The sequence below is a fragment of the Stenotrophomonas sp. YIM B13575 genome, assembly GCF_042787595.1.
Classification (GTDB): domain Bacteria; phylum Pseudomonadota; class Gammaproteobacteria; order Xanthomonadales; family Xanthomonadaceae; genus Stenotrophomonas; species Stenotrophomonas lactitubi_B.
Genome location: NZ_JBHZOP010000103.1, coordinates 14,111 through 27,444 on the forward strand (window position 1 = coordinate 14,111; position 13,334 = coordinate 27,444).

At 67.3% G+C, this 13,334-nt stretch carries 12 protein-coding genes; 7 read left to right on the plus strand and 5 right to left on the minus strand.

Annotated features, from left to right (window positions below; genetic code table 11):
* Window positions 1-5: 5 nt before the first annotated feature.
* A complete protein-coding gene (locus ACFX4F_RS15935; RefSeq protein WP_380656982.1) occupies window positions 6-701 on the plus strand; it encodes a hypothetical protein in 696 nt (231 codons plus the stop codon).
* Between the two features lie 54 nt (window positions 702-755).
* On the opposite strand, the gene ACFX4F_RS15940 is transcribed toward ACFX4F_RS15935, so the two are convergent.
* The gene (locus ACFX4F_RS15940) at window positions 756-1,643 is read right to left on the minus strand and encodes a LysR family transcriptional regulator (RefSeq protein WP_380656985.1); all 888 of its coding nucleotides are present in this window, start codon (window positions 1,641-1,643) and stop codon (window positions 756-758) included.
* A 96-nt stretch (window positions 1,644-1,739) separates the two neighbouring features.
* Between ACFX4F_RS15940 and trpB the strand changes: the two genes are divergently transcribed.
* From trpB to glmM, 5 genes are all read left to right on the plus strand, one after another.
* Window positions 1,740-2,957, plus strand: coding sequence for a tryptophan synthase subunit beta (gene trpB / locus ACFX4F_RS15945; protein WP_108264918.1), 1,218 nt, complete (start codon window positions 1,740-1,742; stop codon window positions 2,955-2,957).
* Window positions 2,954-3,634 (plus strand): hypothetical protein, encoded by a 681-nt coding sequence (locus ACFX4F_RS15950; RefSeq protein ID WP_380656990.1) that lies wholly within the window; start codon window positions 2,954-2,956, stop codon window positions 3,632-3,634. The genes trpB and ACFX4F_RS15950 overlap by 4 nt, the downstream gene beginning before the upstream one ends.
* Window position 3,635: 1 nt before the next feature.
* A complete protein-coding gene (gene trpA, locus ACFX4F_RS15955; protein WP_380656993.1) occupies window positions 3,636-4,445 on the plus strand; it encodes a tryptophan synthase subunit alpha in 810 nt (269 codons plus the stop codon).
* A 216-nt stretch (window positions 4,446-4,661) separates the two neighbouring features.
* A complete protein-coding gene (gene accD, locus ACFX4F_RS15960; protein ID WP_025876176.1) occupies window positions 4,662-5,537 on the plus strand; it encodes an acetyl-CoA carboxylase, carboxyltransferase subunit beta in 876 nt (291 codons plus the stop codon).
* Complete coding sequence (glmM, locus tag ACFX4F_RS15965; RefSeq protein ID WP_380656997.1) at window positions 5,537-6,901, plus strand: phosphoglucosamine mutase; 1,365 nt, start codon at window positions 5,537-5,539, stop codon at window positions 6,899-6,901. The genes accD and glmM overlap by 1 nt, the downstream gene beginning before the upstream one ends.
* Window positions 6,902-6,973: 72 nt before the next feature.
* Here the strand turns inward: glmM and galE are convergent, their stop codons facing one another.
* The 4 genes from galE to ACFX4F_RS15985 form a co-directional block, all read right to left on the minus strand.
* Window positions 6,974-7,981, minus strand: coding sequence for a UDP-glucose 4-epimerase GalE (gene galE, locus ACFX4F_RS15970; RefSeq protein ID WP_380657000.1), 1,008 nt, complete (start codon window positions 7,979-7,981; stop codon window positions 6,974-6,976).
* A gap of 70 nt (window positions 7,982-8,051) precedes the next feature.
* Complete coding sequence (locus tag ACFX4F_RS15975; protein WP_380657003.1) at window positions 8,052-8,909, minus strand: polysaccharide deacetylase family protein; 858 nt, start codon at window positions 8,907-8,909, stop codon at window positions 8,052-8,054.
* Window positions 8,902-10,047 carry a glycosyltransferase family 4 protein gene (locus ACFX4F_RS15980; RefSeq protein ID WP_380657006.1) on the minus strand — a complete coding sequence of 382 codons (1,146 nt, stop codon included), beginning with the start codon at window positions 10,045-10,047 and terminating at the stop codon, window positions 8,902-8,904. The genes ACFX4F_RS15975 and ACFX4F_RS15980 overlap by 8 nt, the downstream gene beginning before the upstream one ends.
* A gap of 19 nt (window positions 10,048-10,066) precedes the next feature.
* Window positions 10,067-11,950, minus strand: a complete 1,884-nt coding sequence (locus tag ACFX4F_RS15985) for a DUF3413 domain-containing protein (protein WP_243379905.1) — start codon at window positions 11,948-11,950, stop codon at window positions 10,067-10,069.
* Window positions 11,951-12,105: 155 nt separating this feature from the next.
* Here ACFX4F_RS15985 and ACFX4F_RS15990 point away from each other — a divergent pair, with 155 nt between their 5' ends.
* A complete protein-coding gene (locus ACFX4F_RS15990; protein ID WP_380657009.1) occupies window positions 12,106-13,083 on the plus strand; it encodes an isopenicillin N synthase family dioxygenase in 978 nt (325 codons plus the stop codon).
* Window positions 13,084-13,334 lie beyond the last annotated feature (251 nt).

The following is a 13,334-nucleotide window of genomic DNA, read 5'->3' on the forward strand; positions in this document are numbered from 1 at the left end:
TCGCAATGGATTTGCTCTGTCTTTCCTCCCGCTGTTTCCGCGTTGCGCTGGTTCCTGGCTTGCTGCTTGCCCTGGGCGCGTGTGCGGCGGGAGATTCATCGAACCCCTCCGCAGTGTCGCCCGCCGCTGTTGCCGCGCCTGCCGCGGCCCCGGTCCCGGTCTCTGCAGCGACAGCGGTACCCGTGTCCACTCCGGCAGCGGCCCGCGATGGACTGGCCGCGCTGATCCGCGCCAGCGCGGTGACGTGCAGCAATGCCAGTGCCGGTACCGGCTGCACGGCAGGTGATGTCGACAGCGGCGACTTCTACGACGTCGAACTGTCGCCGGACTGCGGCGATCAGGGATTCTTCGCTGGCGTGGCCGAGGCCAAGGGCGTGGAGACGCTGGACGCGGTACCGGGCAGCGGCAGCAAGGCCTCCGCCACCGCGAAACTGTCGAAGGGGCAACTGGTCTGCGTGCAGGGCATCGGCCGCACCGGACAGAATCCGCTGTTCTATTACGTTGTCGCCATTCCGGCCAACACGGTCGGCAAGTGCAAGGGCAACGCGTTGTGTGACACCTATGGCGACAGGCCCATCAGCGGCATGAAGGGCGCCAGGGGCGAAGCCTGCCACGTGGCAGCGCCGGGACACTATGCGGGGAGCTGCGCGCAGGGCTGGGTCAGCGCAGACAGGCTCGAAGTGTTTTCCAGCGGCATGTAATGCCCGTAAAGCGAGGTTCTGCCGGCTGTCGCGTCCGTCTCTGCGCGGCAATCGTCACTGCAGTTGGGCGGCGGCCCAGTCCGCCAGCGCATCCACACGTGCATCGACAGGGCCGTCCGGCCGCGCCAGCACCCAGAACCCGCCGGTCGCGGCAAACCCCCACGGTGCCACCAGCCGCCCCGCCGCCAGATCCTCTGCCACCAGCGGCTCTGGTGCGATCGCCGGGCCCAGCCCCGCCACCGCCGCTTCCAGCAGGTAGTAGAGGTGTTCGAAGCCGGTGCCCAGTTGCAGCTGGGCCGGATCCAGATCATGTGCCAGTGCCCACGCGGGCCACGCCTGCGGGCGCGAACTGGTATGCAACAGCGTTTCCTGCAGCAGGGCGGACGGCGGCACATGGCGCAGCCGATGCGCCGCCGGGTGCGAGGGGGCCACCACCACGCCCACCCGCTCCGGTGCCAACTCGCGCACCTGCCAACCGCGTGGCCACGGCCCCTGCGCCAGCAGCAGCACCGCATCCAGCGTGGCCTGCGTCTCTGTGAAGCTGCCATCCAGGGCCGACCACTGCAGGTGCACGCCGGGCAGGGCCGCCTGCAGGGCGGGCAGCCGCGGAATCATCCAGCGCGCCAGCACGCTGCCGCTGCATCCCAGCACCAGCGCCGGAGAGGCCGCCGGCCGCTGCAATGCGCGCACGCAGTCCTCGATGCCGCTGAAGGCCTCGCTGCAGGCTTCCTGCAGGCGGGTGCCGGCGGCGGTCAGGCGCAGGCCGCGACCGGCCCGCTGGAACAGGGCCAGGCCCAGATGGTCTTCCAGCAGCTTCAGCTGGCGGCTGATCGCGCCATGGGTCACATGCAGCGCCTGCGCAGCGCGGCCAACACCGCCCAGACGTGCGGTGGCTTCGAATGCCCGCAGGGCATTCAACGGCGGCAGTAGTGACGTGCTCATGTGAGATTTCCTGACGGGATACGCCAGATAATATCCATTTTCCGGACACAATCCGTGCGCTAGAGTATCCACCTGTCTGAACGACCGGTCGTCTCCATGTCTGCCTCTCCCATTGCCGATTTCCACGCCTTCCCTGACGCCCAGGGCCACTTCGGCCGTTACGGTGGCAGCTTCGTCGCCGAAACCCTGGTCGGCCCGCTGCAGGAACTGGCCCAGGCCTATGACCAGGCCCGTCAGGATCCGGCGTTCCAGCTGGCCTATGACCGCGACCTGGCCCATTACGTCGGCCGGCCGAGCCCGATCTACCATGCTGAACGCCTCAGCGACCACGTCGGCGGCGCGCAGATCCTGCTCAAGCGCGAGGACCTGAACCACACCGGCGCGCACAAGATCAACAACACCATCGGCCAGGCGCTGCTGGCGGCGCGGATGGGCAAGAAACGCATCATCGCCGAGACCGGCGCCGGCCAGCATGGCGTGGCCAGCGCCACCGTCGCCGCGCGGCTGGGCCTGGAATGCGTGGTGTACATGGGCGCTACCGACATCGAGCGGCAGAAGATCAACGTCTACCGCATGAAGCTGCTCGGCGCGACGGTGGTGCCGGTCACCTCCGGCTCGGCCACCCTGAAGGACGCGCTCAACGAAGCGATGCGCGACTGGGTCACCAACGTGCAGGACACCTTCTACATCATCGGCACGGTTGCCGGCCCCGACCCGTACCCGCGCATGGTGCGTGACTTCAACGCCATCGTCGGCCGCGAGGCGCGCGAGCAGATGCTGGCCGAGTACGGTCGCCTGCCCGATGCGATCACCGCCTGCGTCGGCGGTGGCAGCAATGCGATCGGCTTGTTCCATGCCTTCCTCAACGACCGCGAGGTTGAGATTGTCGGCGCTGAAGCGGCCGGCGATGGCATCCACACCGGGCGCCACGCTGCCTCCATCGCCGCCGGTCGTCCGGGCGTGCTGCACGGCAACCGCACCTATGTGCTGTGCGACGACGACGGCCAGATCATCGAGACCCATTCGGTATCGGCCGGCCTGGACTACCCGGGCGTCGGACCGGAGCATGCGTTCCTGGCCGACAGCGGCCGCGCGCGCTACGTCGGCATCACCGACGAAGAGGCGCTGCAGGCCTTCCATCTGCTGGCCCACACCGAGGGCATCCTGCCGGCGCTGGAGTCCAGCCACGCACTGGCGCAGGCGATGAAGCTTGCGCGTGGGCGTCCGCGCGACCAGATCGTGCTGTGCAACCTCTCCGGTCGCGGCGACAAGGACGTGCATACCATCGCGGCGCGCGAAGGCCTGGTGCTGTGAGTGCGCTGATGCGCAACAGCAGCGTACTGCTGCTGGCATTCGGTCTGGCCGCGTGCCAGCCGCCGGAGCCGCCCGTACTGGCGCCGGCGGCCAAGGCAACCACGCAGCCTGCGCAGCAGGCCGCCGCCAATGAAGATGTCGACCCTCTGGCGCGCACGCCGATTGATGACCCGCCCGCAGCGGAAGCTGAGGGCGACGACGAGGGCCCGGCCGTGGTCTCGGTGGCGCTGGATCATGCCGGCGAGGTGCTGATCGGCCAGCACTTGAACGATCTCAAGGCACTCGGGCCGTGGACGGCGCAAGGGGCGGTCGAAGCCCTCGGCGGCAGTTGCGAGTATTACGACGGCACGGCCCTGCCGGCGGGCGTATCGATGATGACCGACGAGGATCGCGTGGTTCGTTTCGACCTCGGCCTTGATCCGGACAGCGGGGCGCCGGCCGAGCAACCCGGCCCGTTTGGCCTGCGCGTGGGAATGACCCGCGCCCAGGCGGTCGCCCGGTTCCCGAAGCCGCCTGTGTCCAGCCCGCATGCCTACGACGGCGAGCAGGGTGAATACCTGACCTGGCAGGATCCGGGTTCGGCCCTCGGCATCCGCGTGGAACTGTTTGAAGGGAGGGTCCTCCAGATGTACTGGGGAACCAGTGAAGCGATTGAACTGATTGAAGGGTGTGCCTGAAATGTCCGTATCCCGACTCGATGCCTGTTTCCAGCGCCTGCGCGAGCAGCAGCGCAAGGCCCTGATCCCCTTCATCACCGCCGGTGATCCGACCCTGGAAGCCACGGTGCCGGTCATGCACGCGCTGGTCGAGGCCGGTGCCGATGTGATCGAACTGGGCGTGCCGTTCTCCGATCCGATGGCCGACGGCCCGACCATCCAGCGCAGTTCCGAGCGCGCGTTGGCCCGCGGCGCAGGCACCCGCTATGTGTTGCAGGCGGTGGCGCAGTTCCGCGAACGCGATGCGCAGACGCCCGTGGTGCTGATGGGCTATCTCAACCCGGTGGAGATCCACGGTTACGTGGCATTCGCCAGCGCGGCGGTGGCCGCTGGCGTGGACGGCGTGCTGCTGGTCGATCTGCCGCCGGAAGAAGCCGGCGAAGCCCAGCAGGCCTTCGACGCTGCAGGCTTGGCGCTGGTTCTGCTGGCATCGCCGACCACCAGCGAGGCGCGCGCCGACAAGCTGCTGGCGCTGGCCCGTGGCTATCTCTACTACGTCAGCTTTGCCGGTGTCACCGGCGCCTCCGAACGGCTGGACAGTGACGCGGCCAGTGCACGCCTGCAGGCGCTGCGGGCCAAGGCCAGCGTGCCGGTAGTGGCCGGCTTCGGCATCAAGGACGCTGCCAGCGCGGCGGCCATGGCGCGCCAGGCCGACGGCGTGGTGGTCGGCAGCGCGCTGGTGGCGGTGCTGGCCGACGCGGCCTCTGCCGAGGATGCAGCGCAGCGTGCCGCTGCGTTCCTGGCCCCACTGCGGCAGGCGCTCGACGTGTAACGGTAGTGCCGGCCGCTGGCCGGCACCCTCCGTACCCGCCCGCGTGCAAGCGCTGCCGGCCGGCGGCCGGCGCCACCCAGCACCTAAACGTACGTCCCAGCATGGTTTTTTCCGCCGGGCCCAAGGCCGGGCAGGGGGTGCACGGGCGGGGAAAGCGGAGCTAGACTGTCCGCCTTTGCGGCCCCCGGGCCGCCCTGAACGGAAGTGTCCTCCCGCATGAGTTGGCTCAGCAAGTTGATGCCGTCTGGCATCCGCACCGACAACACCCCCAGCAAGAAGCGCAGCGTCCCCGAGGGCCTGTGGGAAAAGTGCAGCAACTGCGGCAGTGCGTTGTACCGTCCGGAGCTGGAAGAGAATCTGGAGGTCTGCCCGAAGTGCGGCCACCATATGGCCATCCGTGCGCGTGCACGCCTGGCCGCGCTGTTCGACGCCGACAGCACCACCGAGATCGCTGCCCGCCTGGGGCCGACCGACCTGCTGAAGTTCAAGGACCAGAAGAAGTACAGCGAGCGCATCAAGATCGCGCAGAAGAACACCGGCGAGTACGACGCGCTGATTGCCATGCGCGGCCTGCTCAAGGGGCGTCCGCTGGTGGCCTCGTCGTTCGATTTCGCCTTCATGGGCGGCTCGATGGGCTCGGTGGTCGGCGAGCGCTTCGCGCTTGCCGCCGAGACCGCTGCCGAGATCGGCGCACCGTACGTGTGCTTCTCCGCCAGTGGTGGCGCGCGCATGCAGGAAGGCCTGTTCTCGCTGATGCAGATGGCCAAGACCTCGGCCGCGCTGGGCAAACTGCGTGAAGCCGGACAGCCGTACATTTCGGTGCTGACCCACCCGACCACCGGCGGTGTGTCGGCGTCGTTCGCGATGCTGGGCGACATCAACATCGCCGAACCGCGCGCACTGATCGGCTTCGCCGGCCCGCGCGTGATCGAACAGACCGTGCGCGAGAAGCTGCCGGAAGGGTTCCAGCGTTCGGAGTTCCTGCTCGAGCACGGTGCCATCGACCAGATCTGTGACCGCCGTGAACTGCGCGATCGCCTGGCCGACCTGCTGGCGATGCTGCGTCGCGAGCCGGCACCGGAGGAGGTTTGATGGGGAGCCGCAAGTACTTCGGTACCGACGGCATCCGCGGTCGGGTCGGCCAAGGGCCGATCTCGGCGGATTTCGTGCTGCGCCTGGGCAATGCCCTGGGCCGCGTACTGGTCGCCCAGCGCGGCCAGGACGGGCGCCGTCCGATCGTGGTGATCGGCAAGGACACGCGGATCTCCGGCTACATGTTCGAAGCCGCGCTGGAAGCCGGGTTGGTCGCTGCCGGCGCTGACGTGCAGCTGCTCGGCCCGATGCCGACCCCGGCCGTCGCCTTCCTGACCCGTACCCTCGGCGTGGATGCGGGCATCGTCATCAGTGCGTCGCACAATCCGCACTACGACAACGGCATCAAGTTCTTCTCCGCCCAGGGCGAGAAGCTCGACGATGCCACCGAGCTGGCGCTGGAAGCCGCACTGGACGTGCCGTTCACTACGGCCGTTTCTGAGAAGCTCGGCAAGGCCTCGCGTGCACGCGAGGCCGTCGGCCGTTACATCGAGTTCTGCAAGTCCAGCGTGCCGCGCGCGTTCGACCTGCGCGGCGTGCGCCTGGTGCTCGACTGCGCACATGGCGCCACCTACCAGATCGCACCGCTGCTGTTCCGCGAACTGGGTGCGGAGGTCATCGGCATCGGTGCCGAACCCAATGGCGTCAACATCAACGATGGCGTCGGCTCGACCCACATCGACAACCTCGCTGCCAAGGTGCGTGAGACCCGCGCCGACCTGGGCATCGCCTTCGACGGTGATGGTGACCGGGTGTTGATGGCCGATGACCGCGGCAACCCGGTCGACGGCGATGACCTGGTCTACATCCTGGCGCGCGCGTGGCAGGCCGTAGGGCGCCTGCGCGGCCCGGTGGTCGGCACCCTGATGAGCAACTTCGGCCTGGAAAAAGCCCTGGCCGAACTGCAGATTCCGTTCCAGCGCAGCAACGTCGGCGACCGCTACGTGCACCAGGCACTGGTGGAGGGAGGCGGCGTGCTCGGTGGCGAAGCGTCCGGCCATCTGCTGTGCCTGGACCGCGCCACCACCGGCGACGGCATCGTCAGTGCCCTGCAGGTACTGGTGGCGCTGAAGCAGCAGGGAAAGAGCCTGCGCGAAGCGCTGCAGCCGTTGTCCAAGGTGCCGCAGAAGACGGTCAACGTGCGCCTCGGCGATGTCTCGGCCAAGGCCACCGTGCAGGCGGAGAGCGTGCAGGCTGCGCTGACCGAAGCGCAGCAGGCGGTATCCGGCCGTGGACGTGCCTTCCTGCGTCCTTCCGGCACCGAACCGGTGGTGCGGGTCACGGTCGAGGCCGACGACGCGACGTTGATGCAGGACACCCTGGACCGGCTTTCGGCGGCGGTCAGGACAGCGGCCGCGGCCTGAGCCCTGTCGCTGCATCGAACCAACAACATGGCCGCCTGTGCGGCCATGTTGCTGTCTGGCGCAGGCACGTCGTCAGGCGCTGCGCGGCATCGCCGTCTGCCATTTCCAGGTATCGCGGCACATGTCCGCCAGGCCATGGCGCGCGGTCCAGCCCAGCTCGCGCAGGGCGAGGGACGGGTCGGCAAAACTCACCGCGATGTCGCCGCTGCGGCGACCGGTGATGCGGAACGGAATCGGCCGGCCGACGGTCTGCTCGAAGGCCTTGATCAGTTCCAGCACGCTGTGGCCCTGGCCGGTGCCCAGGTTCAGGGTGATGCTGCGGCGCTTGTCGCGCAGGTACTGCAGCGCCAGCACATGGGCCCGTGCCACATCTTCCACATGGATGTAATCGCGTACACCGGTCCCGTCGCAGGTCGGATAGTCATCGCCGAATACCTGCACTTCGGGCAGCAGGCCGGCGGCCACCTGGGCGATGTAGGGCATCAGGTTGCTGGGGGTTCCGTGCGGCAGCTCACCGATCAGCGCGCTTGAGTGCGCACCCACCGGGTTGAAGTAGCGCAGCGTTGCCACATGCAGCGTTGCATCGGCGCCGACCAGGTCGGACAGCAGCTGCTCCACTACGAGCTTCGAACGGCCATAGGGCGTCATCGCGCAGGTCGAGGCCGTCTCGGCCACCGGGCAATGGTCCTGGTCGCCGTACACCGTTGCCGACGAGCTGAACACAAACGTGCCTACACCGGTATCGCGCATGGCGCCTAGCAGGGCAAGGGTGCCGCTGATGTTGTTGTCGAAGTAGTCCAGCGGCATCTGCCGCGATTCGCCAACCGACTTCAGCGCGGCAAAATGCAGTACCGCATCGATCGAATGCTCGCGCAGCACCGCGGTGATCCGCGCACGGTCGCGCACGTCGGCCTGTACGAACAGCGGCGTGATGCCGGTGATGTCGCCGATCCGGCCGATCATCCCGGCGTCGCTGTTGCACAGTGAATCGACGACGACCACCGTATGGCCCTGCTGCTGCAGTTCCACACAGGTGTGGGAGCCGATGAATCCAGCGCCGCCGGTAACCAGAACGTTCATTTCCTGTAGTCCTTCCACTCTGTTGGAGCTTCCTTGCCGAAGCCGTGTCAGCCCAGTGCTGGCAGCGCCATCACGGCCCGGGCACCATCTTCTTCTGCCGCGCCTTGAAGCCATTGAACAGCGGTGCGATCAGCGGGTTGTAGCTCCACGCGATGCGCTTGCGCAGCCAGCTTGCCGGCCGGTTGCGGATGGCGAAGCGGTAGATGCGCTCGGGATCGCCGCCGACCACGTTGCGTCCGAACGGATGGGTGGTATGCAGGTAGCGGAACCCCTGCTCACGCGCCACTTCGATGTAGTCCTGGTCGAAATCACCGTACGGCCAGCACAGCGTGTCCGATACCTCGCCCAGCTTCTCCAGCAGCACTTCCCTGGCCTTCGACAGGTCGCCACTGATACCGGCACGGCGCTGGGCGCGGTCCAGGTCCTGGCGGCGCAGCCAACGCGTGTGGGTGTGGGTATGGCAATGGATCTCGAAGGTGCCCGCCTCGATGGCCGCACGTGCTTCGCTCCAACGCATCATCACTTCGTCGCTGCGGCCCTGCTTGTAGATCAGGTCCTCGCAGGCGCGGTGTTCGGGCGTTTCCGGCAGCTTGGCGCCGGTGATGCCGGCATGCGGACGCATCGGGCCCTCGTGCATCCAGCCGGTCACCACGAACACCACCGCGTGCATGCCGTACTTCTGCAGGATCGGATGGGCGTAGACCCAGTTGTCCAGGTAGCCATCATCGAAGGTGATCACGATCGACTTGCGCGGCACCGGCTTGCCAGCCAGGAAACCGGCGTACTGGTCCAGCGTCAACGACGTCCAGCCGGTGCGCGCCAGCCAGGCGATCTGGCTTTCGAAGTTCTCCGGCGACACCGTGATCATGCCGGGCGAGTTGCTGACGTGATGATGCATCAGCACCGGTACGGTTCTGGCATTAGCCATGACCCAGCTCCTTCATCCATTGGTGGTAATAGTGTTCGGTGGCTTCAGCGTGGCCTTCGGGGCTGAAACGCTTTGCGCTGCGGATCCAGTCCCAGCCGGAGCGTCCCATCTGCCGGCGACGCTCTGGATCGTCCACCAGCAGCCGCAGCGCGCCCGTGAGGGCGGCGCTGTCACCCAGCCGGGTGAGGATGGCATTGCTGCCTTCCACCAGCATTTCGGGCACGCCACCGACCCGGTGCGACACGATCGGCAGGCCCGCCTGTGCCGCTTCCAGGAACACCGTGCCCGATGCTTCCTTGTGTGTGGCCAGGGCGAAGATGTCGAAGCCGGGCATCAACTGGCTGGCGTCGCTGCGGAAGCCCAGCAGATGGACCTGGCGCTGCAGATCGTGTTCGGCGCAGGTGGCCTGCAGGCGCTGCATCACGGCCTGGCCATCGCCGACCACCACCAGATGCAGACGCGGGTTGGCCTTGCACAGCGGCACCATGGCCTGCAGCAGTTCGGCGTGGCCCTTGGGTTCGCGCAGCACGGCCACGCAGCCCACCACGACGTCCTGCTCGTCGAATCCGAGCTCGGCGCGCACGCGTGCACGTGCCTCCTGCAGATCCTGCCAGGACGGTTCCTGCGCGGTGTCGATGCCGGTTGGAGAAACCGCCATCGGCGGCACGATGCCGATGTGATCAGCGGGAATTCCGCGGTCCGCCAGCAGTTGCTTGACGAAGTTGCTCACCGTGATGATCCGGTGCGGCAGGCCGGTGTAGGTCAGCAGCGAATTCACCGGGCTCATCAGGTGGCGCGAGCGCACCACCAGCGGTGTGCCGCCCAGGCGTGCACCCGCAGCGGCAATCAATGCATCGCGACGGCTGGTGGTGTTGACCACGTCGTAGCGCTCGCGGCGCACCAGCCGTGACACCGACCAGATGCCGCGCAGCAGGCGGGCCATGCCGCCCATGCGCAGCGTATGCACGGTGAAGCCATCATCGCGCGCGCGGGTGGCCAGGCGCGCGTCCGGCTGGCACAGCAGGGCGACGTCATGGCCACGTGCGCGCATCACCTGCATGTGGCGAAAAATGTAGATCTCCTGCCCACCCATGCCTTTGGCGGCTTCGGTATGCAGGATGCGCAGCGGACGGTTCATGGTGGATCGGTCCTTGGATTCAGCGGTTGCGGAAGCGCGTCAGCGCTTCCCATGCCGCGCGGATGCTGGCGGCGTCGGGGGTCTGTTGCGGCAGGGGGCGGTAGCGCGCATCAAGCGCGGTGGCGTTGCCGAATTTGTCGAACACGTAGATCGCCTCGCCGTTGCGCACCGCGCGCTGCGACCAGCTTTCCACCACCAGCGCACGCTTGCCGGTCGGTGCAGCCAGCAGGTCGTGGCCGGTGCTGTAGTCGGTCAATGCGTTCTCGCAGCCCAGGCCGTGGCGCATCAGCGTCGGCACCCAGTCTTCATGCGAACTGACCCGCGCGTCGCGGCCGCCACCCTGGCCGGGCCAATGCAGCACGAAGGGCACCTGCAGCTGGTAGTTGGAGAAGTTGCCGTTGTGGCCCCAGTAGTTGAGCTTGAGGTCGTTGAATTCCTCGGCGTGGTCACCGGTCACCAGCACGATCGTGTCCTGCTCCAGGCCCTGCGCGCGCAGGTCGTCCAGCAGCGATCCGATCAGGCTGTCGGCGTAATGCACCGCGGTGTGATAACGGTTCAATTCCGGCGTTGGATCGTGCTCGGGGCCGAACTTGAGAAAATCGATCGCATCAGCCATCGGCGTGGCGAGCGGCGGATAGCCGGCCGGCATGTGGTAGGGCGCGTGGGTGGAATCGAGGAACACGAAACCGAACCACGGGCGCTGCGCAGCCTGGCTCGCGCGGATGTCCTTCTGCAGTCCAGCGACGATGGCGGCATCGCGGCCATCGGAGGTCAGTTCGGACGGCCCCTGGTGCAGCTGGTCGCGGACATCGGCGAACGCGGTGCGATCGAATTCCGGGCTGTACAGCGGCGCGCTGCCATACAGATGCAGGTCATAGCCCTGCTGTCCCAGCACCTTGAACAGCTGCGAGCCGCGCTGCTCGTCGAGCATGCTCGGCCAGTAGCCACCCGGCAGGCCATACAGCAGGCCGAACAGGCCATAGCGGGTGGCGTTGCCGGTGCTGAAATGATGCTCGTACACCCGCGAGGACCCGGCCAGTGCCGATGCGTTCGGCATGAACTGAGGGGTGAGCACGTCATGGCGCAACGACTCCAGTACCACCATCAGCACGTTCGGCCGCTGGTGGCTCTGGCAGCGCAGGGGCTGCAATGGATAGTTGAGCTGGGCATGGCGCGGATCGGGCAGGCCGACCTGGTGCTGGCTGACCACGCCGAAGCGGCGCATCGCGCTCTTGGCGGTGATCGGCTGCGCCCATGGCAGGTAATTCCACTGGCTGATCACTGCACGTTCGCCGAGCGCGTCGTAGTAGGCCGTGGCGACCTGGCCGCCGCCCATCAGCAGGGCGATCACGGCCCAGGCCTGCAGTACCCGTCGTCGCCGCGGAGCCGCGGGCAGCAGCTTCCAGCACGCCCAGGCCAGCAGGCCCTGCGCGGCGAAGATCGCCGAGACCATGGCAACCGCCTGCAGCCAGGTCTTCCAGGACAGGCTCACCTGGTCCTGCAGGGCGCCGCCGAAGACCATGTTGGCGACCATCGCATTGAGGTGGAAGCGATACAGCGCGAACACCTTGGCATCCACCAGCAGCAGGCACAGCCACAGGCCCTGGCAGATCACCGCCGACACGCTCAATGCGCGCGCGCTGCGCGGCCACAGGCCGATGGCCAGCGGCAGCAGGCCGGCCAGTGCGCCGAACGCGAGCAGATGGCCGGGCAGGGCAATCGCCAGATAGGCCAGGCCGAGTGTCCCGCCGGGATTGTCGCGCAGCGGCACGTTGCCCAGCGCGATCAGCGCGGCAAACACCGCGTTGGCCGCGATGAACAGGGACCACCAGGCCAGCCGGCGCCAGCGTCGGGTTGGTCCGGGAAGAGCGGCGGCGGTGGCGTCGGGCAGAGCGGCGTCCATGGAGAAGGCGGGTTGGGATGGGGCAACGGGTGGCGTGTGCCGGCGTGACGAAGTCGTTAAACCGCGCGCGGGTGGCGCATTGTATCGGTTTGTTTCAGCATGTCGGTGGCGTGTCCTGATCTATCTGTCACAATGTTCAGATCGGTCGCCATGACATGGCGGGCCCGTACCGACTCAACGACAAGCCAGGAACCGCTGTGAGCCAGATCCCCACCCTCGACATCACCCGTTTCGACAGTGACCGCGACGCCTTCGTGGCCGAGCTGGGGGCGGCATATCGCCAATGGGGGTTCGCCGGCATCCGCAACCACGGCATCCCGCAGGCCGACATCGATGCGGCCTACGACGTCTTCAAGGCCTTCTTCGCACTGCCGGATGAGATCAAGCGCAAGTACCACGTGGCGGGCAGCGGCGGCGCCCGTGGCTACACCCCGTTCGGTGTGGAGACCGCCAAGGGCTCCAAGCACTTCGACCTGAAGGAGTTCTGGCACATCGGTCGCGAGATCGCCGACGACTCCAAGAACCGGGACGTGATGGCGCCGAACCTGTGGCCGTCCGAGGTCGAGGGCTTCCGTGAGCGTGGTTACGGCCTGTACCAGGCGTTGGACAACCTGGGTTCGCGTGTGCTTTCGGCCCTGGCCCTGCACATCGGCCTGCCGGAGCACTTCTTCGCCGACAAGACCAATTTCGGCAATTCGATCCTGCGCCCGATCCACTACCCGCCGATCACCACCGACGACATCCCGAACGTGCGTGCCGGTGCGCATGGCGACATCAATTTCATCACGCTGCTGGTCGGTGCCAGTGCGGCCGGCCTGGAAGTGCAGTCGCATGACGGGGACTGGGTGCCGTTCACCTCGGACGCGGACACCATCGTGGTCAACATCGGCGACATGCTGCAGCGCCTGACCAACCATGTGTATCCGTCGACCATCCACCGGGTGGTCAATCCCCCGGGCGAGCTGGCCCGCCAGCCGCGCTATTCGGTGCCGTTCTTCCTGCACCCGAACCCGGATTTCCTGATCGACGTGCTGCCCTCGTGCATCACCGAGGAGAACCCGAGCCGGTACCCGGAGCCGATCACCGCACACGGCTTCCTCGAAGAGCGCTTGCGCGAGATCAAGCTGAAGTAATGAAGAAGCCGCCGAAAGGCGGCTTTTTCATTACGGGTAGCGCCGGGCCATGCCCGGCGAGCGCAGCGGAGGGTGTTCGGCAGGGTTGCACCCTGCACCCGCAGAGGCCAGGGCCAAAGCCTGAAGCCAAAGCAGCTCCGGGTTTCTGCGGGTTGGGCGGGGCGGTGTGGGCTGGCAGGACACGCCGTAAACCCATCCCTGGGGGCTCGATGGCGCCATCCATGGCGCCAACGGTCCTGCCAGCCCACACC

What these genes read in the sequence shown, in the direction of transcription:
- ACFX4F_RS15935 (WP_380656982.1), top strand. Translation starts at nt 6, where the DNA reads ATGGATTTGCTCTGTCTTTCCTCCCGCTGTTTCCGCGTTGCGCTGGTT.
- ACFX4F_RS15940 (WP_380656985.1), bottom strand. Translation starts at nt 1,643, where the DNA reads ATGAGCACGTCACTACTGCCGCCGTTGAATGCCCTGCGGGCATTCGAA.
- trpB (WP_108264918.1), top strand. Translation starts at nt 1,740, where the DNA reads ATGTCTGCCTCTCCCATTGCCGATTTCCACGCCTTCCCTGACGCCCAG.
- trpA (WP_380656993.1), top strand. Translation starts at nt 3,636, where the DNA reads ATGTCCGTATCCCGACTCGATGCCTGTTTCCAGCGCCTGCGCGAGCAG.
- accD (WP_025876176.1), top strand. Translation starts at nt 4,662, where the DNA reads ATGAGTTGGCTCAGCAAGTTGATGCCGTCTGGCATCCGCACCGACAAC.
- glmM (WP_380656997.1), top strand. Translation starts at nt 5,537, where the DNA reads ATGGGGAGCCGCAAGTACTTCGGTACCGACGGCATCCGCGGTCGGGTC.
- galE (WP_380657000.1), bottom strand. Translation starts at nt 7,981, where the DNA reads ATGAACGTTCTGGTTACCGGCGGCGCTGGATTCATCGGCTCCCACACC.
- ACFX4F_RS15975 (WP_380657003.1), bottom strand. Translation starts at nt 8,909, where the DNA reads ATGGCTAATGCCAGAACCGTACCGGTGCTGATGCATCATCACGTCAGC.
- ACFX4F_RS15980 (WP_380657006.1), bottom strand. Translation starts at nt 10,047, where the DNA reads ATGAACCGTCCGCTGCGCATCCTGCATACCGAAGCCGCCAAAGGCATG.
- ACFX4F_RS15985 (WP_243379905.1), bottom strand. Translation starts at nt 11,950, where the DNA reads ATGGACGCCGCTCTGCCCGACGCCACCGCCGCCGCTCTTCCCGGACCA.
- ACFX4F_RS15990 (WP_380657009.1), top strand. Translation starts at nt 12,106, where the DNA reads ATGGCGGGCCCGTACCGACTCAACGACAAGCCAGGAACCGCTGTGAGC.